18 protein-coding genes and 2 CRISPR repeat arrays are annotated in these 22,076 nt (G+C 72.1%); of the genes, 10 read left to right on the forward strand and 8 right to left on the reverse strand.

Features of this window, described 5'->3' with window-relative positions:
- Nucleotide 1: 1 nt before the first annotated feature.
- Both ACWCWD_RS30240 and ACWCWD_RS30245 read left to right on the forward strand, forming a co-directional pair.
- The gene (locus ACWCWD_RS30240; protein WP_450777674.1) at nt 2-901 is read left to right on the forward strand and encodes a PhzF family phenazine biosynthesis protein; all 900 of its coding nucleotides are present in this window, start codon (nt 2-4) and stop codon (nt 899-901) included.
- Complete coding sequence (locus tag ACWCWD_RS30245) at nt 883-2,010, forward strand: LLM class flavin-dependent oxidoreductase (RefSeq protein WP_450777676.1); 1,128 nt, start codon at nt 883-885, stop codon at nt 2,008-2,010. Before ACWCWD_RS30240 ends, ACWCWD_RS30245 begins: the two co-directional genes overlap by 19 nt.
- Before the next feature lie 305 nt (nt 2,011-2,315).
- On the opposite strand, the gene ACWCWD_RS30250 is transcribed toward ACWCWD_RS30245, so the two are convergent.
- Nucleotides 2,316-2,447 (reverse strand): hypothetical protein, encoded by a 132-nt coding sequence (locus tag ACWCWD_RS30250; RefSeq protein ID WP_450777678.1) that lies wholly within the window; start codon nt 2,445-2,447, stop codon nt 2,316-2,318.
- Between ACWCWD_RS30250 and ACWCWD_RS30255 the strand changes: the two genes are divergently transcribed.
- On the forward strand, nt 2,446-2,778 hold the full coding sequence (locus ACWCWD_RS30255) for a hydroxyisourate hydrolase (RefSeq protein WP_450777680.1): 333 nt from the start codon (nt 2,446-2,448) through the stop codon (nt 2,776-2,778). The genes ACWCWD_RS30250 and ACWCWD_RS30255 overlap by 2 nt on opposite strands.
- Nucleotides 2,779-2,927: 149 nt before the next feature.
- Here ACWCWD_RS30255 and ACWCWD_RS30260 read toward each other — a convergent pair whose 3' ends face one another.
- A complete protein-coding gene (locus ACWCWD_RS30260) occupies nt 2,928-6,053 on the reverse strand; it encodes a BTAD domain-containing putative transcriptional regulator (RefSeq protein WP_450777682.1) in 3,126 nt (1,041 codons plus the stop codon).
- A 388-nt stretch (nt 6,054-6,441) separates the two neighbouring features.
- On the opposite strand from ACWCWD_RS30260, the gene ACWCWD_RS30265 reads away from it, so the two are divergent.
- Complete coding sequence (locus ACWCWD_RS30265) at nt 6,442-6,639, forward strand: hypothetical protein (protein WP_450777683.1); 198 nt, start codon at nt 6,442-6,444, stop codon at nt 6,637-6,639.
- Nucleotides 6,640-6,889: 250 nt separating this feature from the next.
- Nucleotides 6,890-7,774, forward strand: a complete 885-nt coding sequence (locus ACWCWD_RS30270; protein ID WP_450777685.1) for an AfsR/SARP family transcriptional regulator — start codon at nt 6,890-6,892, stop codon at nt 7,772-7,774.
- Between the two features lie 125 nt (nt 7,775-7,899).
- On the opposite strand, the gene ACWCWD_RS30275 is transcribed toward ACWCWD_RS30270, so the two are convergent.
- The 4 genes from ACWCWD_RS30275 to ACWCWD_RS30290 all read right to left on the reverse strand — a co-directional run bounded on the left by ACWCWD_RS30275 (nt 7,900) and on the right by ACWCWD_RS30290 (nt 12,278).
- Nucleotides 7,900-9,147, reverse strand: coding sequence for a cysteine desulfurase-like protein (locus ACWCWD_RS30275; protein WP_450777687.1), 1,248 nt, complete (start codon nt 9,145-9,147; stop codon nt 7,900-7,902).
- 198 nt (nt 9,148-9,345) lie between these two features.
- Nucleotides 9,346-10,005 (reverse strand): HAD family hydrolase, encoded by a 660-nt coding sequence (locus ACWCWD_RS30280; protein ID WP_450777689.1) that lies wholly within the window; start codon nt 10,003-10,005, stop codon nt 9,346-9,348.
- Between the two features lie 122 nt (nt 10,006-10,127).
- Nucleotides 10,128-11,549: an NAD(P)/FAD-dependent oxidoreductase gene (locus tag ACWCWD_RS30285; RefSeq protein ID WP_450777691.1), complete on the reverse strand. Its 1,422-nt coding sequence runs from the start codon at nt 11,547-11,549 to the stop codon at nt 10,128-10,130.
- Nucleotides 11,550-11,612: 63 nt separating this feature from the next.
- Nucleotides 11,613-12,278 (reverse strand): rhomboid-like protein, encoded by a 666-nt coding sequence (locus ACWCWD_RS30290; RefSeq protein ID WP_450777693.1) that lies wholly within the window; start codon nt 12,276-12,278, stop codon nt 11,613-11,615.
- Between the two features lie 74 nt (nt 12,279-12,352).
- On the opposite strand from ACWCWD_RS30290, the gene ACWCWD_RS30295 reads away from it, so the two are divergent.
- The 3 genes from ACWCWD_RS30295 (at nt 12,353) to ACWCWD_RS30305 (ending at nt 18,261) form a co-directional block, all read left to right on the forward strand.
- Nucleotides 12,353-13,228: an aminoglycoside phosphotransferase family protein gene (locus tag ACWCWD_RS30295; protein WP_450777823.1), complete on the forward strand. Its 876-nt coding sequence runs from the start codon at nt 12,353-12,355 to the stop codon at nt 13,226-13,228.
- A 260-nt stretch (nt 13,229-13,488) separates the two neighbouring features.
- The gene (locus ACWCWD_RS30300; RefSeq protein WP_450777695.1) at nt 13,489-16,758 is read left to right on the forward strand and encodes a TIM-barrel domain-containing protein; all 3,270 of its coding nucleotides are present in this window, start codon (nt 13,489-13,491) and stop codon (nt 16,756-16,758) included.
- 373 nt (nt 16,759-17,131) lie between these two features.
- A CRISPR array of direct repeats spans nt 17,132-17,717; the repeat unit is 29 nt; unit sequence GTGCTCCCCGCGCGTGCGGGGATGGTCCC.
- 55 nt (nt 17,718-17,772) lie between these two features.
- The gene (locus tag ACWCWD_RS30305; RefSeq protein WP_450777697.1) at nt 17,773-18,261 is read left to right on the forward strand and encodes an N-acetyltransferase family protein; all 489 of its coding nucleotides are present in this window, start codon (nt 17,773-17,775) and stop codon (nt 18,259-18,261) included.
- 335 nt (nt 18,262-18,596) lie between these two features.
- Nucleotides 18,597-19,122: a CRISPR direct-repeat array (repeat unit 29 nt; unit sequence GTGCTCCCCGCGCGTGCGGGGATGGTCCC).
- Between the two features lie 111 nt (nt 19,123-19,233).
- Here the strand turns inward: ACWCWD_RS30305 and ACWCWD_RS30310 are convergent.
- The gene (locus tag ACWCWD_RS30310) at nt 19,234-19,878 is read right to left on the reverse strand and encodes a dihydrofolate reductase family protein (RefSeq protein WP_450777699.1); all 645 of its coding nucleotides are present in this window, start codon (nt 19,876-19,878) and stop codon (nt 19,234-19,236) included.
- Nucleotides 19,879-19,996: 118 nt separating this feature from the next.
- Here ACWCWD_RS30310 and ACWCWD_RS30315 point away from each other — a divergent pair, with 118 nt between their 5' ends.
- Both ACWCWD_RS30315 and ACWCWD_RS30320 read left to right on the forward strand, forming a co-directional pair.
- A complete protein-coding gene (locus ACWCWD_RS30315) occupies nt 19,997-20,611 on the forward strand; it encodes a class I SAM-dependent methyltransferase (RefSeq protein WP_450777701.1) in 615 nt (204 codons plus the stop codon).
- A 90-nt stretch (nt 20,612-20,701) separates the two neighbouring features.
- Nucleotides 20,702-21,433, forward strand: a complete 732-nt coding sequence (locus ACWCWD_RS30320; RefSeq protein WP_450777702.1) for a pentapeptide repeat-containing protein — start codon at nt 20,702-20,704, stop codon at nt 21,431-21,433.
- Between the two features lie 59 nt (nt 21,434-21,492).
- Here the strand turns inward: ACWCWD_RS30320 and ACWCWD_RS30325 are convergent, their stop codons facing one another.
- The gene (locus ACWCWD_RS30325) at nt 21,493-21,990 is read right to left on the reverse strand and encodes a hypothetical protein (RefSeq protein ID WP_390959522.1); all 498 of its coding nucleotides are present in this window, start codon (nt 21,988-21,990) and stop codon (nt 21,493-21,495) included.
- Nucleotides 21,991-22,076 lie beyond the last annotated feature (86 nt).

Genomic DNA, 22,076 nt, shown 5'->3' on the forward strand with positions numbered 1-22,076 from the left:
GGTGAGCACACCGAGGGTGGCGCTCGTCCACGCCTGCCTGCGCGACGGTTCGGGCGGCAGCCCCACGGCCGTCGTCCTGGAGGACGACGGGGACGGTCCGGCGCCGGGCGACGACGAGCGGCGCCGGATACCCGCCGCGCGGGGCACCTCGCACGCCGTGTACGTGCGTCGCTCCGGTGACGTCGTCGACCTGCGCTTCTTCACCACGCAGGGGGAGTTGCCCGCCTGCGGTCACGGCACGATCGCCGCTCTCGCCCTCCTCGCGGCCCGGCACGGCGGCGACGAGCCGTACCGGGTCACCCTGCGGGCGGCGGGGCGCGTCTTCGCGGGACGGGCCGAGCGCGACGGCGACCTGGTCACCGCGGCGTTCGACCCCGGTCCTGTCTCCCTGCGCGAACCCGTCGCCGAGGAAGTGGTCCCCGTACTCGCCGCTCTGGGGATCGCGCCGGACGAAGCCGGGCCGGACGTCCGGATCGCCGGTGTGGGCAGCGCGCGCGTGCTGGTACCGGTCCCCAGCCGGACCGCGCTCGCCGGGCTCCGCCCCGACCTGGCGCGCCTCCGGACGGTCTGCGACCGGTCGGGACTGATCGGCGCGTACGTCCACTCGCCGCCCTCGCCGGAGGGCGTGCTCGCGGCACGGATGTTCGCCCCTTCGATCGGTGTCGGCGAGGACCTCGCCAACGCCAACGGGACGGCCGCTCTCGCCGCCCACCTGGCCGGCCGGGGCGTCCGCCGGATCGCCGTCGACATGGGCGACGCCCTGGGTGGCCGCGCCACCATCACTGCCACGGCGGGACCAGGTCCACGTATCGAACTCGGAGGGACCGCAAGGGTCCTGACGGATCAGAACTATAGGAATTCGATCGATCGGAAGGTGGCAACGTGGCCGTCAGCGGCTTGACACCCCGGCCGGAGCCGGAAACCGGCGAGCTGAGAGTCCACTGGAACTCGCCGCTCAGCGGTCAGCAGAAGGCGACGGGCAAGTACGGGACCGGACAGTTCGACCTCGACCAGATCGTCGAGTTCGCGCAGGAGGCGGACAGTCTCGGCGTCGACTCGCTCCTGATGGGCATCGGCGCCCACATGCCCGATCCGCTCCCGGTGCTCGGCGCGCTGGTCCGCGAGACCGAGCGCATCAAGTTCCTCCTCGCCTACCGCCCCGGGCTGCTCTCGCCGACGCTCTTCGCCCAGGTGGTGAACACCATCTCCTGGATGTCCGACGGGCGGATATCCCTCAACCTGGTCGCCGGTACCTCCCCGGCGGAGCAGGCCGGCTACGGAGACTTCCTCGCCCACGACGAGCGCTACGCCCGCTCGAACGAGTTCCTGGACGTCCTCCACCGGCTCTGGCGCGACGAGACCCCCCTGTCCTACGAAGGCAAGCACCACCGCCTGGAGAACGCGCAGATCGGGCTGGGATACAAGGGCGGAGGCCGTCCCGAGATCTACATCAGCGGGGCCTCCGAGGTGGCCCAGCAGACCGCCGTGGAGTACGGCGACTGCTGGCTGCGCTACGGCGACACCCCCGAGGGACTGGCCGAGGCGGCGAAGCCCGTGCTCGCCCAGGGCCGCCGGGTGGGAACCCGTATGCACGTGCTGGCGAGGGAGACCCGGGCGGAAGCGCTGGCGGACCTGGCCGCTCTCATGGGCGATCCCGACGAGGAGCACCGCCGGCGGATCGCCGACGCCGTGGCCGCCTCCGACTCCGTGGCGGTGGCCACCTCCTTCCGGCTGGCCGGGTCCGCGGACTCCGACTGGCTGTCCCCCATGCTGTACTCCGGTGCCGTGGCCTATCGCGGCGGACCGGCCCTGTGCGTGGTGGGCAGTTACGAGGAGGTCGCGGCGTACCTCTACGCGTACAAGGCGGCCGGGATCAGTGAGTTCATCTTCTCGGGCTGGCCGACGCGTGACGAGATGCGGATTTTCTACACCCGGGTGCTGCCGCTGCTGCGCCGGCTCGAACGCGAAGGGGTCGAACGAGTGAACGCCGCGACGGCGGCCCAGCTCTGAAGCACCGAACGTCCCGTCCGGGCCGTCGAGGAGTACGGCAGGCGCCCGGGCGGGCCGTTCGTGCGTGGTGGAGCGGCCGGCCGTTCCACCGGCCCCGCCCGTCGCGCCGCGGACTGATGCGGAACCAGAGGGTCCGGTCGGGTGGGAGAGGTGAGGACCGCCGATTCCCGACCCGCCGGATTTTTGGCGTATGACATTGAAGGTGCCGGAACTCGGCGTTCGTCGTCATTTCCGTTTTCCGTAACAGCCCCGGTGGGCGCCATTCGCGCCAAATTCGGTGGCGCCCGGAAAATATGCCGGAATCTTCATTCCGGCGACGGAAGTTCGGCAAGAAAATAGTGCTGGGCAAAGTGGACGGCGCGGCGCTGAGGGTTCTGGCGGTCCGCCCGGCCACAGCGGATTTCGGGCCCGCACGGTACGAACAGAGAGTTGGTCATGGTGAGCCTGTCCTTGGAAGCACTGGAGAGCGTTCATGGCCGCGGTGCCGCCGGCCTGCGCGTGCGGTTGGGGATGCGCGTCGCCAGGGACTGGGTTCCGCTCGTCGAGTGCACGACGGACGAGCTCGGCCGGATCGACGACTGGGGCGGCCACGGTGCCGCCCAGGGCCTCTACCAGTTGGCGTTCGACGTCGACCGGTACTTCTGCGGACTGGGGGCGCTGCCCACCTGCCCGGAAGTCGTCACCACGTTCCGGGTCCACGGTGATCAGGCACGGCGTCGCGTGGTCTTACATTTCTCGCTGCACCACTACATCGTGGCCTTCACCTGAAGGCCGTTCCGCAATTCCCGGTGGCGTGCCGCGCGGCACTGGACCCCGTGCCCGTATACGGCCGCGGAGTGTCCGCGGACGGGACGGGTGCGGGCGGTCCGGCCTGGTGTGACGAGGTGCGGTGGCGGTCGTCGCCCGCTCGCCGGGAGTTACGGCACAGCCCTCAGCAGCCGTTCCGGCGGTCTCCCCGACCTGCACCTGAGCAGTGCGGCGGCCCGCGGCGACATGGCACGCATGTGGGTCCGTGCCTCGGTCATGCATTTCTCCGCCGCTTCGGAGTCCCCGGCGGTTCGCAGGGCGGTGTGCAGGATGATCAGCGCCTCGGCCTGCTCGGCGGGAACGTCCAGCGCGCGGAAGAGTGACAGCGCCCGGCGCAGGTGGCCGATCCCCTCCCGGACGTCCCGCGTGGCCAGCGACAGCTCGCCGAGGGTCATCAGAACCCGGCCGGTGATCAGCCGCTCGCCGTTGCTTTCCGCCTGCGCGAGGGCGCGGTGCAGGGTTTCGGCGGCCTCCTCGGCCTCGCCCGCCATCAGCAGGGCCGAGCCGACACCGTGGAGTGCGTAGACCTCACCGGTGTGGTCGCCGATGAGGCGGACGATCTCCAGTACCTGCTCGAATGCCTCCAGAGCGCCGTCGTGGTCGCCGCGGTCCAGACAGGTCTGCCCCAGTCGGTGCAGCACCTGGGCCTCCACACGTCTGCCTCTGCCCTCCCGGCTCAGCCGCAGCGCCTCGCTCAGGAGTGGACGGGCCGCGGCCTCGTCACCGCTGTCCAGCCGTAGCTGGGCGAGGTTGTGCAGTACGTAGGCCACGGCGACGGCGCCCCCGTCCTGCCGGAAGACTTCGAGCGCCGCCTCGTAGTGGCCGATGGCCTCGTCGTGACGGCCCCGGACGCGGGCCAGGTACCCCAGCCCACGGGTGGCGAGGGCGACTCCGAGCCGTTCTCCGGTCTCTTCGAAGATCGCGGCGGACTCCAGCAGGTGAGTCTCGGCACGGGCGAAGTCCTGCCGGGTCACGGCGAGGGAACCGAGCGAGTGGAGCGTCGCCGCCTCGCCCAGGCGGTCGCCCGCCCGGCGACTCGCTTCGAGCGCCGTCTCGTTGGTGTCCCGCCAGTCGTCGAGGCACACCTGGGTCTCCATGAACGTCACCGCGGTGACGGCGAGCCCCCAGCAGAGGGAGCTGCACCCCATCATGGCGGCCTGCCGGACGTGGGCGAGCAGCGAGGACCGCTCCCTGGAGAACCACCGGAGGGGCTCGGCGAGAATCCGGTCCACCTGGGCTTCGGGCAGGGGGTACAGATACACCTGACGGCCCCTGATCAGTACGTCCTGGCCGTACTCGCGGTCCCGTGCCTTCGTCAGCAGGAAGAGGAAGCAGCCGAGGACCCGGCAGATGGCGGCCTCGCGGGCCTCCGTGGTCTCCTCGGTGGCCAGCCGCTCCCGGGCGAAGAGCCGGATGAGACTGTGGAGCCTGTACTGCCGTTGGTGTCCGGTCCCGGCCCCGACGATGTCCAGCAGTTGCGCGTCCATCAGCTCGTTGACCAGGTCGTGCACCGCCGGTTCGGGCAGGTCGAGGAGTGCCATGGCGGCCCAGAGGGAGAAGGGGCCCTCCTCCAGGATGGCCAGCAGTCTCAGCAGCCGCCGGGCGTCCTCGTGCAGGCTGTCGTAGGCGAGGGAGAGCCCGGCCCGGATGCCGACGTCCGCGTAGTCGAGCTCGTCCAGCCGGTGGGTCTCGTCCCCCAGGCGTTCCACCAGTTCGGCGATCGCCCAGTGGGGCCGGGCGGCCAGGCGGGCCCCGGCGATGCGCAGCGCCAGCGGGAGGTGCCCGCACAGGCGGGCGAGGGTCTCCGTGGCCTCCTGCTCGGCCGCGACGCGCCGCGCGCCGAGTATGCGGGCGAGAAGACGGGTCGACTCCTCCAGGGCGAAGGTCGGGATGTCCACCCGTACCGCCCCGGCGAGGGCACCGGTGGGGCCCCGGCTGGTGATGATGACCGCGCAGGACGGCTTGCCGGGCAGCAGCAGTCTGATCTGGCTCTCCTCGACGACATTGTCGAGGACGACCAGCACCCGCCGTTTCGCCAGGAGGGCGCGGTACATCTCGGCCCGTTCCTCCACGCCGTCGGGGATCGCCGTGCCCTTGACCCCGAGGGCGCGCAGGAAGCGTTCGAGCACCTGGGCGGGGGACACGGGAGCGGAGCCTCCGCCGCGCAGTTCCGCGAAGAGCCGGCCGTCGGGGAAGTCGGCGGCGACCTCGTGACTCAGATGGACGGCCAGGGAGGTCTTGCCGACCCCGGGCTTGCCGACGAGCGTCACGATCGGCACCGCCAGGGCGGATCTGCCCCGGAACGACACCAGCATCTCGCGGACGTCCGCGACCAGGCGATCCCGCCCCGAGAAGTCGGCGACGGCGGCGGGCAGCATCTCCGGTGTGTCGGCGTCGGCGGGCGCACCGCCGGCCGACGCCGTGGTGCGACTGCCCGGGAGATCGAGCGCCGGGTCGGTGGTCAGGATGGAGTGTTCGAGCCGTCTCAGCCGGGCGTCGGGTTCCACACCCAGTTCGTCGAGCATGAGTTTGCGGGTGTCGCGGTAGACGCCGAGTGCTTCCGCCTGCCGGCCGGAGCGGTAGAGCGCCAGCATGAGCAGGCCGCGCAGGCCCTCGCGCAGCGGGAACCGGGCGACCAGATCGAAGAGTTCACCGACGAAGGCGACGTGCCGGCCGAGCGCGAGTCCGATCCGGATGTGTTCCTCGACGGCGGTGATGTGCTGTTCGACGAGCCGGTCGGCGTAGGACTCGGCCAACTCCCCGGGAATGCCTTGGAGGGGATCGCCGTGCCACAGCTCCAGCGCCTGGCGGTACGCGGTCGCCGCCTCCTCCCTCTGCCCTCCGTCGTGCAGGGCGCGGGCTGTCGTGACGAGAGCCTCGAAGCGCAGCACGTCGAGGTTCTCCTCGTCCGCGCGGAGCATGTAGCCGTGGGGGTGCGTGCTGATGACGTCGTCGGCGCCGTGCGCGGCGAACAGGCGCCGCAGTCCTGAGACGCTGATCTGGAGCTGGGCGCGTGCCGTCGTCGGGGGAGCCTCCCCGTACACGGCGGTGATCAGCCGCTCCGGGCTCACCGCCTGGTTGGCGTTGAGCAGGAGGGTGGCGAGCACGATGCGCTGGCGTGCGCCGCCGAGTTTCAGATCGGTGGAGCCGACACTCGCCCGCAGGGCGCCGAGGAGGCTGAACCGGACTCCGGGTCTGCCGCTCTCCCTGTCGGTCCGGGGCACGTTCTGCTTCACGTTGCTTCCCCCCCAAAGAACGCGCGCCGCCCAATCGACTCTAGAGATTCGGCGGTGACTGAGTCAACGAAGTGATGAATCTTGGGACGGGCGTTATTCGGCCGTTCACTCGGTGAAGGGCGCGATCCCCCGCCGACCTGCGGGGGAACGCGTCACTCTTCGATACGGAAAGGTCAGGGCCCGGCGCGGAGCCCCCGCGCACCATGGGCGGGGGAGTTCGTCAACAGAGCATTTCTCGCCACAGTGAGCATTTTTCTCCTGCGGTCGAGCCGCTATCGACTCGCTATTGCCTTCGCCCCTCCCGTCGATCGTGACCCGATAGCGGCTCCTGCCAAGCTCCAGGAGTCCTCAAGCAACGCCGCCAGGTCGGACTCAGGGAGCGGAAAAAATGAGCATGATCAAGGGCCGGTCACTTCTCCTCGTGTGCGCGATTCTTCTCGCCACCGCCTCGACGATCGCGGTCTCGCCGAGCGCGACGGCCGACTCCTCGACGGATCAGCCGGTGACGACCGAGGTTCCGGCCGAACAGCCGGTGACGGTCGACGTGCAGGCGGGAGACACCGAGGAGCACAACCCGTGGGGATGAGCGGGAGCCGAAGGCCGGCCCGCGGTTCCCGGCCGGCGCGCGGCGCCGGCCACGCCACCTCACCGCGTCTCCGGAACATCCTGGTACGTCCACCAAGTGGACATTCTTCCGCCGCGCGATGCACCGAGTCCGCCACCGCACTCTGATCCACCAGGAAGTGCGGGACGGCGTTCACGTGGTGCCACCAGGTCAGTAGTACGCGCCGTCTCGGCCATGTGCCGGACGGCCCCCCGAAGAGATGGGAAGCAGCGTGGACATCGATCTACTCGGTGCACTGGCGGTGCGCGAGCAAGGCGTCTCCGTCACGCCGACCGCTCCCAAGCCACGGCAGGTGCTCGCTCTGCTGGCCCTCAACGCCGACCAGGTCGTCCCGGCCGCGACGGTGATCGAGGAAGTCTGGGGTGCCACCCCACCGCGCAGCGCCCGCCCCATCCTGCAGAACTACGTCCTGCAACTGCGTGAGCTGATCGGTGCGGCACTGCGGCAGGCCCAGTCCCAGTTCCCGTCGCAGGGCCAGGCCCGGTCGGACGATGCCGCTCCGCGCTCCGCCAAGGACGTTCTGGTGACCGTGCCCGGCGGCTATCTGCTCAGGACCGGTGAAGGGCGAAGCGACGTCAGGGAGTTCGAGCGGCTCACGGACGCCGGTTACCGGGCCGTGGACGCCGGGGACCACCAACGGGCCGCCAGAAGGCTGAGCGAGGCGCTCGCCCTGTGGACCGGCCGGGCCCTGGCCGATGTCCGGACCGGACCCCATCTGGCGCCCCAGGTCGCGCGGCTGGAGGAGAGCCGGCTGGGCGTGGTGGAGCAGCGCATCGATGCCACGCTGCGCCTCGGCCGCCATCGCGAACTGCTCGCCGAGCTCACCGCGCTGGTCAGCCGCTACCCCACCCATGAGCGCCTGTGCGGGCAGTACATGCTCGCCCTGCACCGCTCCGGCCGCCGCGGTGAGGCGCTCAGCGCCTATCAGCGGCTGCGGACGACCCTGGTCCGCGATCTCGGCATCGAGCCGTCCGCCGCGCTCGCCAGGGTCCAGCGCTCCATCCTCGTCCCGGCCCAGTCCCGCCCGGCCGGGGACGACACGATCTTCGCCCCGCGCAGGTCCCGCGAGGTGCACGCCGTGACCAGGGCCGGATAGGCGGCCTCCCCGGCGCTCACCGGCCGACGGTTCGGGCCGTCGCCCCGTACCGTCCGAACCGTCCCGGGCAGCCGCGGCGTGCGCGTGGTCCCGGCGCATGGGTGCGACGGCGGTGGCCGCTCCGCTCAGTCCTCCCGGACGGGCGTGGTGGCGAGGTAGTCGGCGAGGGCGTCGAGCAGCAGCTCGACGTCCTCTTCGCTGCTGTACGGGGCCAGGCCGACGCGCAGCCCGCCCGCGTCGCCGAGGCCGAGGTGGCGGGACGCCTCCAGGGCGTAGAAGGAGCTCGCGGGGGCGTCGACGCCGCGCGCGGCAAGGTGGCGCGAGGCGTCGGCGGCGGAGCGGCCCGGGAAGGTGAGCAGCAGGGTCGGGGTGCGCAGGGCGGCGCGGGAGTGCACGGTGACGCCGTCGAGTGCGGCGAGCCCGGTCTCGATGCGTACCCGCAGGGCGTCCTCGTGGGCCTCGATCGCCTCGAACGCAGCGACCAGGCGCTCCCGCCGACCGGTGGTCCCGTCTCCGGCGGTTCCGTCTTCGGCAGTCGGTGCCAACGCGGCGAGGAAGTCCACGGATGCGCGCGCCGCGGTCAGCAACTCATACGGCAGCGTGCCCAGTTCGAACCGCTCGGGGACGGCGTCGGTGGACGGCAGCAGCTTGTCGGGGTGCAGGGTCTCCAGGAGTTCGGGCCGGCTCGCCAGCACGCCGAGGTGCGGGCCGAGGAACTTGTACGCCGAGCAGGTCAGGAAGTCCGCGCCGGTCGCCGCGAGTTCGACCGAGGCGTGCGCGGCGAGGTGCACGGCGTCCACGTGGAACAGGGCTCCGGCGCCGTGCACGAGCTCGGCGATCGCGGGCAGGTCGGGGCGGGTGCCGGTGAGGTTGGAGGCGCCGGTGACGGCGACCAGCCGGGTCCGGTCGCCGAGCGCGTCCCGCACGTGGTCGAGAGTCAACTCGGCTGTCGCCGGGTCGAATTCGATCCAGCGGACGGTTGCTCCCGCCGCCTCGGCGGCCTGTATCCAGGGGCGGATGTTGGAGTCGTGGTCGAGGCGGCTGACCACCACCTCGTCGCCGGGGCCCCACTCCTTGGCGAGGGTGCGCGCCAGGTCGTAGGTGAGCTGGGTGGAGCTGCGGCCGAAGACGATGCCGCGCGGGTCGGCCCCGAGCAGGTCCGCGAGCGCGGAGCGGGCACCGGCGACGATGGCCTCGGCGTTCCGCTCGCCCTCGTTCTGGACGCCCCGTACGGCGAGCGGGTTGGCCAGGGCGTGGACGATCGCGTCGATCACCGGCTGCGGGGTCTGGGTGCCCCCGGGGGCGTCGAAGCGCGCGGTACCGGCCTTCAGGGCGGGGATCTGCGCGCGGACCGCGTGGACGTCGTAGGACATGCGTGCTCCGGAGAGGTGGGCGGCGGACCCGCAGGGCCCGGAGGCGGCGTACGGGTGCCGCCCCGGACACCGATGGTGCCTGGTGGGAGCGGGGACCGCGCGCCCGGGGGCGGTACGGGTACGGAAGCGGGCGGGGCGGCAGGGGTACGGGAACGCCCGGGGGCGGTACGGGTACGGAAGCAGCGGGCGGGGGAGGCGTCAGCCGGCCGCGAGCAGCCCCGGCAGGGCGCGCATGTCGTCGAAGACGACCGTGCCGGGGCCTTCGAGGCGGGCCGGCGGGGTGAGGCCGCCGCTGTAGCCGAAGGCCCGCATTCCGGCGGCGCGGGCCGCGGCGACCCCGTACGCGCTGTCCTCGATCACCGCGCACCGCGCCGGGTCGGCGCCCAGGGTGCGGGCGGCGTGCAGGAAGAGGTCGGGGGCGGGCTTGCCCCGGGCGACGTCGGCGGCGCTGAAGACGCGGCCCTCGAAGTGGTGGCTCAGCGCGGTCGTGGCCAGGCTGCGGCGGATCGAGCGGTGGGAGCCGTTGGAGGCGAGGCAGTACGGGACGGTGAGCGCGGCCAGCACCTCCGGGATGCCGTCCACGGGGGTCAGTTCGGCGAGCGCGGCGCGGTAGAGGTGGGAGTACGGCGCGTCCCAGTCGTCGGCCAGCGGCCTGCCGATACGTTCCTCCACCGCCGCCCTCAGCACCTCCACGGAGGAGCCCACGAACCGCTCGATGATCTCCGCCTCGGTGAACGGGGCGCCCAGCTCCGCCATGACGACCGCGTCCACCTTGACGTAGATGCGCTCGCTGTCCACCAGGACGCCGTCGCAGTCGAAGATCACCAGGTCGAAGGGGTGCGCGGGGTTCGCCGTCATGGCCGCAGCGTAGGTGCACCTGCCGCGCCGCGGAAGCCGCACGACACCGGACCGGCACCCGCGCACCCGATGCCCCGCAGCGCCCCCGTTCCCGCGCCCCCGCCCCGCCCCCGCGCGCCCCCTCAGCGCCTCCCCGCGATCCGGTCCGCCATCCGGGCCAGCGGGTCCGAGTCCGCGCGCGAGGAGGCGGCCTCCCGGCGGTCGGCGGCGCGGTGGGCCGCGTGCGAGCCGTGGGCGGCGAGCCAGCGCAGCGGTTCGGGCTCCCAGCGGCGGACCCGGTGGTTCACCCACGGCAGCGCGGTCAGCCCGGTCGGGCCCGCCTGGCCGGAGTCCTGCTGGATCAGGTCGCGCAGGGTGCGGGCGGCGAGGTTGGCGGTGGCGAGGCCGGAGCCGACGTAACCGCCCGCCCAGCCGAGGCCGGTGGAGCGGTCCAGGGTGACCGTCGCGCTCCAGTCGCGCGCCACGCCGGCCACGCCGGACCAGGCGTGGGCGACGGGGACGCCCGCCGTGGTGGGGAAGAGCCGGACGAGGTGTGCGCGCAGCGCCTCGACGGTCGCGGGCCCGGTGCGCCCGTCGTCGTCTGTCCGCGAACCGAAGCGGTACGGCACCCCCCGGCCGCCGAGCGCGATCCGGTCGTCGGCGGTGCGCTGGGCGTACGTCCCGGTGTGCGACAGGTCGCCGAGGGCCTCGCGGCCCTCCCAGCCCAGCGTGGACCAGAGGGCGGCCGGCAGCGGCTCGGTGACGATCATCGAGGAGTTCATCGGCAGCCAGGTGCGCCGGTGGCCCTTGATGCTCGCGGTGAACCCCTCGGTGCAGCGCAGCACGTACGGGGCGCGGACCGTGCCGTACGGGGTGACGGCGTGCTTGGGGCGGATCTCGGTGACCGGGGTCGACTCGTGGACGGTGACGCCGAGCGCCTCGACGGCCGCCGCGAGCCCGGTGACCAGCTTCGCCGGGTGGAGGCGGGCGCCGTGCGGGGTCCAGGTGGAGCCGACCGCGCCGTTGACCCTGATGCGGTCGGCGGTCTCGCGGGCTCCGTGCAGCACCCGGTCCCGCTCGCCGAACGCGATCTCGACGCTGTGGTGGTCCTTGAGCCGGGCGAGCTGTGCGGGTGTGTACGCCACGTCGAGGGCGCCGCCCGCGTGGACGTCGGCGTCGATGTTCTCCTCGGTGGCGGCCCGGACGACCTCACCGACCGCTTCGTTCATGGCGCGTTGGAGCCGTACCGCCGCGTCGTGGCCGCGCAGCCGCGCGTAGCGGTCGCGGCCCGCGACGGTGCCGGAGAGCAGCCCGCCGTTGCGGCCGGAGGCGCCGTAGCCGCAGAACTTGGCTTCCAGCACGGTGATGTTGAGGAAGGGAACGGCCCGTTTCAGGTAGTACGCCGTCCAGAGCCCGGTGAAGCCGCCGCCGACGATGCACACGTCGGCGTGGGTGTCGCCGGGCAGGGGCTCGCGGGGCGCGGGGATGCCCGCCCGCGCGAACCAGAACGATATGCCGCCGTCGGTGGTCTCCCGGCGGGGCCCGGCGGTTCTGTCGCTGCTCATGTCGCCTCTGCCGTACGGGTCGTTGGGGCAGCACTCACGGGAAGTGCCGCTCGATGCGGGAGGTTACTGGGCCGCGGACCGCCCCGTCGCCCGGGGGCGGCGCGCGCGCGGTCCCCGGGTCAGCGGGTAACAGGCCAGTCCCGCCAGGGCCGCCGCGAACCGGCCGAGGTCGGTCACGTCCGCCCCGGTGCCCAGCGGGACCCCGCAGAGGACGAGGACGGCGAAGGCGTACGCGTACCGCCACACGCGCGGCAGCCGGTAGGTGAGCACCGCCGCGATCCCCGCCAGCCCCTGATCGGCCGCGTACACCAGGGAGTTGGTGGCGGAGAGGGGTGCGTGGCCGTGCCGCGCCGCCCAGAGCAGCACGGCCTCCGCGAACAGTCCGGCGGGGACGTACGCCACGGCGACCACGGCACACCACCGCAGGGTCCCGAGCCACTGCTCGGCGGGCGCGTGGAAGAGGGTGAACAGCGCGGCCCAGAGCACCCAGTGACCGCCCTCCGGCAGCCACACCAGACCGGCGAGGAACACCCGGAACGGGCGGTCCGGGAGCGTGTACGGGCCGGCGGGCGCGGGCAGCCGGACGAACTCCTCGGCCGCCGGCAGCAGCGGTCCCAGCAGGTGGGTGGTGACGAGGAGGACCGTCAACCAGACGTACGTACCCGGGGATCGGGCCATCCAGCGGCCGATCGCGGCGGCGACGGCGGCTGCCGGGCGGTTTCGCTCCATGGTCCCGATTGACGCACGGTCCTACGATCAGTGGCGTGATCGACATCCCGGAAGAGCTGATCGCCACCCAGACCATGTTCAACGGGGCGGCCGGCCGAGCGTTCACCGACGCCCTGCCGGAGCTGGCCGCCCGCTACCTGGGGGAGTGGGGGCTGCGCGTCGACGGGCCGCCGATGTACGGGATGTGCGCGCTGGTCCTGCCGGTCGTCCGGTCCGCCGACGACTGCCCGGGTGCGCTGAAACTCCAGCTGGTGGACGAGGAGTCGGCGGGCGAGGCGCTCGCGCTGCGGACGTGGGGCGAGGCGGGGGCCGGGGCGGTCGGGCTGCTCGCCCACGACCCGGATACCGGCGCGATGCTGCTGGAGCGCCTGGACGAGAACCGCCCCCTGTCGGCGGTCCCGGACGCCCGGGAGGCGGTGGGCGTCCTCGCACAGGTGCTGGCCCGGCTGGTGGCGGTGCCCGCGCCGCCGGGACTGCGCACGCTGGCGGAGATGGCGGACCGGATGCTGGCGGCGACACCCCGCGCCCTGGCCGCCCTCGCCGACGACCAGGAGCGGCGGCTGGTCGCGGACTGCGCGGCGGCCCTTGGCGAGGTGGCCGGCGAACCGGGCGACCGGCTGCTCCACTGGGATCTCCACTACGACAACGTCCTGGCCGGCCGGCCAGGCACGGACCGCGCCCACGAGTGGGTGGCCCTGGACCCGAAGCCCCTGGCGGGCGACCCCGGATTCGAACTCTTCCCCGCCCTCGACAACCGCTTCGACCCCGCGGAGATCCGCTGGCGCTTCGACGCCCTCAGCGAGGCGCTCGGACCCGCCTGCGACCGCGAGCGGGCGCGCGCCTGGACCCTGGGCCGGGTCCTCCAGAACGTGCTCTGGCACAGCAGACCGGGCATGCACACCCTCGCCCCGGACCACGCCGAGATCGCCCGGCGGCTGCTGGGCCGGTGACGGCCGGTCACCGTTCCGTGAACCGCGGTCGCTTGCCCGGGGGTTACCGGCGCCCCACCCGCCCCGGCACCCAACTTCCCTCACTCGGTGCAGCGTTATGGACACCGAGCGAGAGGGCGTGTTCTCCTGCATGCCGAACAGCCGATTTTGCAACGTGGGAAAGAGTGGCCGGAGCGGCCGGGACGAGCCGTGGACCGGCGTACAGGAGAACGGAGTTGCGTGTGAAAGCCGCATCGAAGAGCCGTGGCAGAAGTCCACGTGTGCGCCGGAGAGTGGGTGCCGTCGCCGCTCTGGCCGTGGCCGCCTCGACGACCCTGACCGCCGGTGCGGGTACCGCCACCGCCGGCGGGAGCCACGGCACCCGGATACCGACCGTCACCTCCGGGGGTGCCCGCTTCGAGATCCTCTCGCCGACCCTCGTCCGTACCGAGTACGCGGGCGACGGCAAGTTCACCGACGACCCGACCTTCAACGCGATCGGCCGGGACGGATTCACCCCGACCGCCTACACCGCGAGGACGAAGGACGGCTGGCTGACCGTCCGGACGAGCGCGATGACCCTGCGCTACCGGGTCGGCTCCGGGGCGTTCGACTCCCAGAACTTCTCCGTCCAGCTCGACGCGGGCAAGCAGCCCGTGACCGCCGCCCCCTGGCAGCGGCTCGTCTGCGAGCTCGGCGCGCTCTGCGAGGCGGAGAGCCTGCGGCTCTCGGGTCTCGGCACGGCGTCCGACCACGGCGGCCACACCGGAGCCGCCTTCGCCGCCGGCTTCGAGGCCACCGGCAGTTCGGTCTCCACTGACATCGATGTCACCGCCGACGGTGCCTACCGGTTCGCTCTGCGTTACGCCAACGCCCAGGGCGGCGACGGCAAGGCCGAGACCCGCACCCTCTCGCTCTCCGTCGACGGCGGCACCCCGCAGAAGGTGGAACTGCCCACCACCGCCAACTGGGACACCTGGGCCAAGGCCACCGCGCAGCTGAACCTGACCAAGGGGCAGCACACGGTCGCACTGACCCGGACCGCCACGGACTCGGGATCGGTCAACCTCGACAGCGTCGCCCTGCTGGCGGCCGGCGACGACTCGTACCCCTCCGCCAACACCACCGCCATCAAGAGCTGCCTCTACGGCACGAGTTGCGAGGCGGAGTCGGCACGGCTGGCCGGTTCGGCCACCGGCGCCCTGGACCACCGGGGGTACGCGGGCACCGGCTTCGTCGCCGAACTCAACCAGGGGTCCGGCCTGACCACCCACCTCGTCGGCGTCCCCGCCGACGGCGTCTACACGCTCCGGGTGCGGTACGCCAACGGCCAGGGCGGCGACGGCCTCCACCAGACGCGTACCGCCTCCGTGACGAGTGCCGGGTCCTCGGTCGGGGCCACCGCGTCGACCGCGACCATCGAACTGCCCGCCACCAAGGACTGGGACGACTGGCAGACGGCCTCCGTCTCCGTCGCCCTCAAGGCGGGCGCCAACGACATCACCGTCGGCTGCCCCGACGGCGGCAGCTGCCACATCAACGCGGACACCCTCTCGGTGGCCTCCCCGAAGTCGCCCGCACCGCAGCCGCACCTCGCGCTCGGCGGCTACCGCCGCGGCCTGGACGGCGTGAACGGCGACAACCCGGCCCCCGTCACCACCACGCCGGGCCTGCTCAGCCAGGACGGCTGGTACCTCCTCGACGACTCCCCGTCGGCCCTGTACGACCTCACGTCGAAGAAGGTCCGCCCCCGCCCAGCGCACGGCGGATCGTCCTACCAGGACGGTTACGTCTTCGGGTACGGCCACGACTACAAGCAGGGCCTCGCGGACCTCGCCACCCTGACCGGGCCGCCCGCCCTGCTGCCCGCCTGGGCCTACGGGGTCTGGTACTCGGAGTACTTCGACCGTACGGCCGCCGACTACCAGGACACGATCCTGCCGGCGTTCCGCGCGGAGGGCGTGCCCCTCGACGTCCTGGTGACCGACACCGACTTCAAGGCCGGTGACACCTGGCGCGGTTGGGAGATCGACGAGAACAAGTTCCCCGACGCCAAGGGCTTCTTCGACTGGTCGAAGGAGCAGGGCCTGCACAACACGCTCAACACGCACCCGAGCATCCAGGGTTCCGACCCCCAGTTCGCCCAGGCGCAGGCCACCGCCAAGGGCAAGCTCGCCAAGGGCGCCTGCGGAAGCGACTGCTACACCTTCGACTTCGGCGACGCCGACCAGCTCAAGGCCTACATGGACCTGCACCGGACCATGGACGAGCAGGGCGTCGACTTCTGGTGGCTCGACTGGTGCTGCGACTCCTCGCAGTCCTCGCTGCAGGGCGTGACCCCCGACGCGTGGATCAACCAGAGTTACGCCGACGACTCCGCCCCCGCCATCGGCCGCGGCTTCGTCATGTCCCGCGCCTACGGCTCGCTCCAGGCCGGCGGCTACAGCGGCCAGCAGGCCCTGCCGACCGGGCCGTGGGCGGACAAGCGCACCACCCTCCACTTCACCGGTGACACCCTCTCCACCTGGGGCACGCTGCGCTTCGAGGTCGGCTACACCCCGGGCGAGTCCGCGGCGACCGGCATGGCGTCCATCACCCACGACATCGGCGGACACGTCGACACGACGGGCCTCGCCGGTTCGGAGAAGGGCACCAACAAGCTCCCCGACGACCTGTACGCCCGCTGGGTCCAGCTCGGCACCTTCCAGCCCGTCGACCGCCTGCACAGCAACCACAGCGACCGGCTGCCCTGGCAGTACGGCCCGGCGGCCCGCAAGTCGGCCGACGCCTTCCTCAACCTCCGCGAGAACCTGGTGCCTTACACCTACACCCTCGCCGAGGAAGCGAACCGCACCGGCGTACCGATCGTCCGCCCGACCTACCTGCAGTACCCCGAGGACCCGGCGGCCTACGCGGCGTCCGACAGCGAGTACTTCTACGGCTCCGACGTCCTGGTCGCCCCGGTGACCACGCCCGGTGAGAGCACCACCACCCCGGTGTGGTTCCCGGCGGGCAGCCAGTGGACCGACTGGTTCACCGGCAAGACCTACCAGGGCGGCACCACCCAGAACGTGGCCACCACCCTCGACACGATGCCCGTCTTCATCAAGTCCGGCGGCATCATGCCCACCCGCACCAAGAACGTCACCGACAACGACCGCAACCCCCTGACCGACGTCACCCTCTCCATCGCCTCCGGCGCCAACGGCTCGTACAAGCTGTACGAGGACGACGGCACCACCGCGACGACGAAGGCCAAGAGCGCCACGACGACCGTCACCTACAAGGAGAAGGCTTCCGGGAAGGGCCCGGGGAAGAGCACGGTCAGGACCGTGAAGATCGGCGCGGCCAAGGGCTCCTACAAGGGCCAGGTCAAGAACCGCAACTGGACCCTCTCCCTCCTGGGCACCACCCAGGCCCCCACCGAGGTCACCGCCCACGGCAAGCGCCTCTCCCGCGACGCGTACCACTGGGACAGCGCCACGAACACCCTCACGGTCACGCTCCCGAAGAGGTCCGTGCACACGGGGGTGGAGGTGACCGTGCGATAGCGGCTGTTGGGCGGTTGCTCAGGAGCTCGTCCAGCGGCCGGTTCGCGGCAGCTCAGTGGCCCGGTTCGCGGCAGCTGAAGGCACCGGCGGCCCCGCGCTCACCGGGTGACGAACGCGTCAGCGTTCGGTCACCGCGGTGCGCGCGGGGCCGCTGCGCTTTCGGGGGCGGGGCGGCGGTTGGCCTTCCGGGGCCCCCGGCTTTCCGGGGTTCCTGTGGTGGTTGGCTGATGCGCGGACTTGGCGGGGGTGCTTGGGGGAGACTGGGGGGCGGGGATCGGCTGGATCACGGATGAGTGGAATGGACGGTATGCCGGAGTTGGTGAAGTTGGTCGATTCCGGCCCTTCGGCGCGATGAACCCGCAGGCCAGGAAGAGTGCTCCCCGCGCGTGCGGGGATGGTCCGAGCTGATCGCAGCTCCACCCCCGCGCCTCTCGGTGCTCCCCGCGCGTGCGGGGATGGTCCCCTCGGCCCCGGCCTGGCGTACGTCGGCCCGGAGTGCTCCCCGCGCGTGCGGGGATGGTCCCGCGGCGTACGCCAGCAGGCGCGCCACCTCCGAGTGCTCCCCGCGCGTGCGGGGATGGTCCCAGCTCGGTCGCTGCGTGATTGGCCAGAGGTTCGTGCTCCCCGCGCGTGCGGGGATGGTCCCTTCGGAGTCAAGAAGGAGCAGAAGAAGAAGAAGAAGTCGTGCTCCCCGCGCGTGCGGGGATGGTCCCTGGGCGACCGCGTCCCGCTGGGACTCCGAGGGCGTGCTCCCCGCGCGTGCGGGGATGGTCCCGAAGCTTGTCACGCAGTAGACCTGGCCGGGCAGTGCTCCCCGCGCGTGCGGGGATGGTCCCGTGCGCCAGCCGGGCCCTTCAACCACGGTCAGGTGCTCCCCGCGCGTGCGGGGATGGGCCCCCCTTCACGGGGTTGTGGAGGGTTGCCATCAGGTGCTCCCCGCGATTGCGGGGAGAGTGCCACCCCTCAGCCATCCAGGCATCGGCCCCGCCCACCCGCCGCGTCTACGCTGCTCCCATGATTCGCACCGCCACCGCAACAGACGTCCCCGCCATCCACGCCATGATCCGGGAGCTGGCCGACTACGAGAAGGCGCTCGACGAGGCGCAGGCCACCGAGGAGCAGTTGCACGAGGCTCTCTTCGGCGAACGGCCCGCCGCCTACGCCCACATCGCCGTCTCGGACGAGGACGGCGGGACGGTCGGCTTCGCGCTCTGGTTCCTCAACTTCTCGACCTGGCGCGGGGTTCACGGCATCTACCTCGAAGACCTCTACGTACGCCCCGAGCGCCGAGGCGGCGGCCACGGCAAGGCCCTGCTGACCGAACTTGCCCGGACGTGCGTGGACCGGGGCTACGGGCGCCTGGAGTGGTCGGTGCTCAACTGGAACACCCCGTCCATCGGCTTCTACGAGTCCCTGGGCGCCCGCCCGCAGGACGAGTGGACCGTGTACCGGCTGACGGACGAGGCGCTGGCCAAGCTGGGTTCGTCGGAGTCGATCGTCTAGAGGCGTTGCCCTAGCCATCCATTGCGGGGGAGCGGGCGGCCTGGGCGGTCCGGGGGTGGCGCACCCACCGCAAAACGGAGGCTCCGCAGCGGTCTCGCCCTTCCTGCTGGGGGGACAAGGTCGACCAGGATTGGGCGGATGGGGCTTCACCACGCAGCTTGAGCCGCGACTCCAACGGTTGCTGGTCTGCTTGCCCGGGCTTGCACGAGGCTCTGTGCGAACTGGGATCATGGAGGAGTAGTTGAATTGAGACAGGTGAAATGGTTGAAATGTCGGAGTCGGTGAAGTTGGTCGATTCCGGCCCTTCGGCGTGATGAACCCGCAGGTCAGGAAGAGTGCTCCCCGCGCGTGCGGGGATGGTCCCCTTGGGATTCCTTCGCCTACCACAGGCGACATGTGCTCCCCGCGCGTGCGGGGATGGTCCCTGCGCGGACATGATCCGCGCGTACAGGTCGATGGTGCTCCCCGCGCGTGCGGGGATGGTCCCGACACCGGGTTGGCCTGCTTCTCGTACGAGACGTAGACGCGTGCTCCCCGCGCGTGCGGGGATGGTCCCACGGGGCGAGCCTACGGCGAGCGGCCCCCTGGGTGTTCCCCGCGCGTGCGGGGATGGTCCCAACCGGAAGCGCGGCATCTGGGCGAAGTACATGTGCTCCCCGCGCGTGCGGGGATGGTCCCGACGGCCCGGTCCTGCCGGATTCGCTGGCACCGTGCTCCCCGCGCGTGCGGGGATGGTCCCCCGAGGACGCACCATGACGGTTCCTTCACCCCGTGCCCCCCGCGCGTGCGGGGATGGTCCCGATCCGCACCATCAACCCGACCCGGGGGTGCGGTGCTCCCCGCGCGTGCGGGGATGGTTCCTGCCGACTGTCGAGCAGCGCGTCAGGGGCGCCGTGCTCCCCGCACACGCAGGGAGCACCGCCTCATCCCGCGACCACCTGCCCCCGCCCCGTCAGGTCCGCACCTGCCCCGCTACTTCCGCCAGAACAGGTGGTGGGTCACCCCGCTCGGGCTGGGGACCACGTCCAGGTGGAAGCGGTCGCGGAGCTCGTCGGGGGAGTCCCAGAGCCGGATCCCGGAGCCGTACTTCACCGGGGCGACCGCCACGTGCAGGGTGTCCACGAGGTCGGCGTCGAGGAACTCGCGGATGGTGGTGGCCCCGCCGCCGAGGCGTACGTCCTTGCCCTGGGCGGCTTCGCGGGCCTGGGCGAGAGCCGTGGCCGGGTCGGCGTCGACGAAGTGGAACGTGGTGTCGGATAGCTCGATCGAGGGGCGCACGTGGTGGGTGAGGACGAACACCGGCGTGTGGAACGGGGGTTCGTCGCCCCACCAGCCCTGCCACTCGTGGTCCGTCCAGGGGCCGCGCTGCGGGCCGAACTTGTGGCGGCCCATGATCTCGGCGCCGATGTTGTGGGAGAAATCGCGGGTGAAGTAGTCGTCCAGGCCACGGCTGCCCTTGCCGTCGGTGCGGTTGGGCCAGCCGGCGGTGGCCCCGGCCCAGGCCATGAGGCGTTGGGGGTCCACGTGGCCGAAGGGCTGCTCCAGGGTCTGTCCCTCGCCGGCGGCGATACCGTCGCTCGACACGGTGAAGTTCTGCACGCGCAGAAGCTGGGTCATCTGTTCCTCCTCGAACGGGGGTCGTTCACAGTAGGGGGACTCGACCGGCTGGTCGAACTCATCGGCCCATTTGGCCCATTCGGCCCCTGCGCGAAGACGAGGGATGGGGAGTGGGCACGTGACAGGAGTCAACAGCACGTCCAGCACGGCAGGTTACGCCGAGGCGGCCGAAGCGCTGGTGGAGCAGTACGAGAGCGTCACCTTCGCCGATGTGCACCGCGAGGTGCTGGAGCTGTTCCCCGTACGGCCCAGTGCGGTGCTCGACATCGGGGCGGGGAGCGGGCGGGATGCTGCCGCGCTGGCGGCGCTGGGGCATGCGATGGTCGCCGTGGAGCCGACGGCCGAACTGCGGGAGCGGGGGCGGGTGATCCATGCGGCGCGGCCCGTCGAGTGGCTGGACGACGAGCTGCCGGAGCTGCGGGCGGTACGGACGCTGGGGCGGCGGTTCGACCTGGTGCTGCTGACCGCCGTCTGGATGCATCTGGACGCGGGGGAGCGGGCGGCGGGGATGGAGACGCTGGGCCGGGTGACGGCACCGGGCGGCCTGGTGGTCCTGACTCTGCGGCACGGGCCCGTTCCGGCCGGGCGGCGGATGTTCGACGTGTCCGTGGACGAGACCGTCGGGCTCGCCCGGGAACAGGGGTTGAGCGCCGTCCACGTCAGCGGGCGCGCGGACCTGCACGGCCGCTCCGGCGTGCGCTGGTCCACGGTGGGCCTGCGCCGCGCGGACTGACGGGGGCAGGAGGCGCGGACTCGCGAGGGCAGGTGAAGGGGGAACGCACCGGGCCGTCGGGTTGTCGGTCCCGTACGCCACGATGGGCCCATGGCAGCGAGCGCGGGCAGGAACAGCAACAGCAGGACCAGCAGCAGGGGCACCACCGGCAAGGGGGCCGGCGGCCGGAAGGAGATCGCGGCGGCGCGGCGGCCGGAGGTGCGGCTGCCGCCGCTCGCCCCGTACGAGGACGCGGAGCTGGAGGCGGACGGCGACTACGACGGGTTGCGGTTCTCCTCCGTGGACCTCGCCGACCAGTCGGGGCGCGGCGCCCGGTTCATGGACTGCGCCCTGGACGGCTGCGCGCTGGACCGTACGGAGCTGGTGCGGGCCCGGTTCCTCGACTCGGTGCTGACCGGCGTACGGGGCGTGGCCACCGAGTTCGCCGAGGCGTCGCTGCGGGACGTGGAGATCGTCGACGCGCGCCTCGGCGGGGTGCAGATGTACGGGGCGGTGCTGGAACGCGTACTGGTGCGCGGCGGGAAGATCGACTACCTGAACCTGCGCGGGGCCCGGCTCACCGACGTCGTCTTCGAGGGGTGCGTGCTCTCGGAGCCGGACTTCGCGGACGCCCGGCTGGTACGGGTCGAGTTCCGCGACTGCGTGCTGCGCCGGGCCGACTTCAGCAACGTCACGATGGAGTCGGTGGACCTGCGGCCCGCTGCCGAGCTGGACATCGCGCGGGGTGTGGAACGGCTGGCGGGCGCGGTGATCAGCCCGGTGCAGCTGATGGAACTGGCCCCGGCGTTCGCGGCGCAGATCGGGGTCCGGGTGGAGCCGTGATCCGGCCGCAGTCGTGAGCCCCCGAACCCTGGTCCTGCCGGAACGCCGTAGCCCCGTGGTCAGAGGCGGGGGAAGCGGGCCTGGAGGTCCCAGATCACGGGGTTGTCGGCGAGGCCCTCGTGCATGTCGGAGAGGTCGGCGATCAGGTCCTGGAGGAAGTCGCGGGCCTCGCGGCGCAGCAGGGAGTGGCTGAAGGTGAGCGGTGGTTCGTCGGCGTGCATCCAGTCGGCCTCGACGTTCACCCAGCCGAACCGGCGCGCGAAGAGCATGCGGTCGCTGGACTCGGTGAAGTCCAGCTCGGCGTACTGCTCCTTGTGGGAGCGGTTACCGCGCGGGTCCTGGTCGAGCTGCTCGACGATGTCGCAGAGCGCCCACGCGAAGTCGAGTACCGGCACCCATCCCCAGGCTGTGGATACTTCGCGGTCCGCCTTGGTGTCCGCGAGGTACACGTCCCCGGAGAACAGGTCGTGCCGCAGCGCGTGGACGTCCGCGCGGCGGTAGTCGGTCTGCGGGGGGTCGGGGAAGCGACGAGAGAGGGAGTAGCCGATGTCGAGCACGGTTCGATGGTGTCATGCCGGGAGCGGGCGGCGGGACGGCCGACGGCAGGACCCCGGGTGACCTGCGGCACCGCAGCCCCGGGGCG

It is taken from the genome of Streptomyces sp. NPDC001493, from assembly GCF_053597235.1.

Excerpts from the sequence above, each read along its gene's own strand:
- ACWCWD_RS30320 (WP_450777702.1), top strand. The coding sequence starts at position 20,702 with ATGGCAGCGAGCGCGGGCAGGAACAGCAACAGCAGGACCAGCAGCAGG.
- ACWCWD_RS30265 (WP_450777683.1), top strand. The coding sequence starts at position 6,442 with ATGAGCATGATCAAGGGCCGGTCACTTCTCCTCGTGTGCGCGATTCTT.
- ACWCWD_RS30275 (WP_450777687.1), bottom strand. The coding sequence starts at position 9,147 with ATGTCCTACGACGTCCACGCGGTCCGCGCGCAGATCCCCGCCCTGAAG.
- ACWCWD_RS30255 (WP_450777680.1), top strand. The coding sequence starts at position 2,446 with ATGGTGAGCCTGTCCTTGGAAGCACTGGAGAGCGTTCATGGCCGCGGT.
- ACWCWD_RS30290 (WP_450777693.1), bottom strand. The coding sequence starts at position 12,278 with ATGGAGCGAAACCGCCCGGCAGCCGCCGTCGCCGCCGCGATCGGCCGC.
- ACWCWD_RS30250 (WP_450777678.1), bottom strand. The coding sequence starts at position 2,447 with ATGACCAACTCTCTGTTCGTACCGTGCGGGCCCGAAATCCGCTGTGGC.
- ACWCWD_RS30280 (WP_450777689.1), bottom strand. The coding sequence starts at position 10,005 with ATGACGGCGAACCCCGCGCACCCCTTCGACCTGGTGATCTTCGACTGC.
- ACWCWD_RS30310 (WP_450777699.1), bottom strand. The coding sequence starts at position 19,878 with ATGACCCAGCTTCTGCGCGTGCAGAACTTCACCGTGTCGAGCGACGGT.
- ACWCWD_RS30305 (WP_450777697.1), top strand. The coding sequence starts at position 17,773 with ATGATTCGCACCGCCACCGCAACAGACGTCCCCGCCATCCACGCCATG.
- ACWCWD_RS30285 (WP_450777691.1), bottom strand. The coding sequence starts at position 11,549 with ATGAGCAGCGACAGAACCGCCGGGCCCCGCCGGGAGACCACCGACGGC.
- ACWCWD_RS30295 (WP_450777823.1), top strand. The coding sequence starts at position 12,353 with ATGTTCAACGGGGCGGCCGGCCGAGCGTTCACCGACGCCCTGCCGGAG.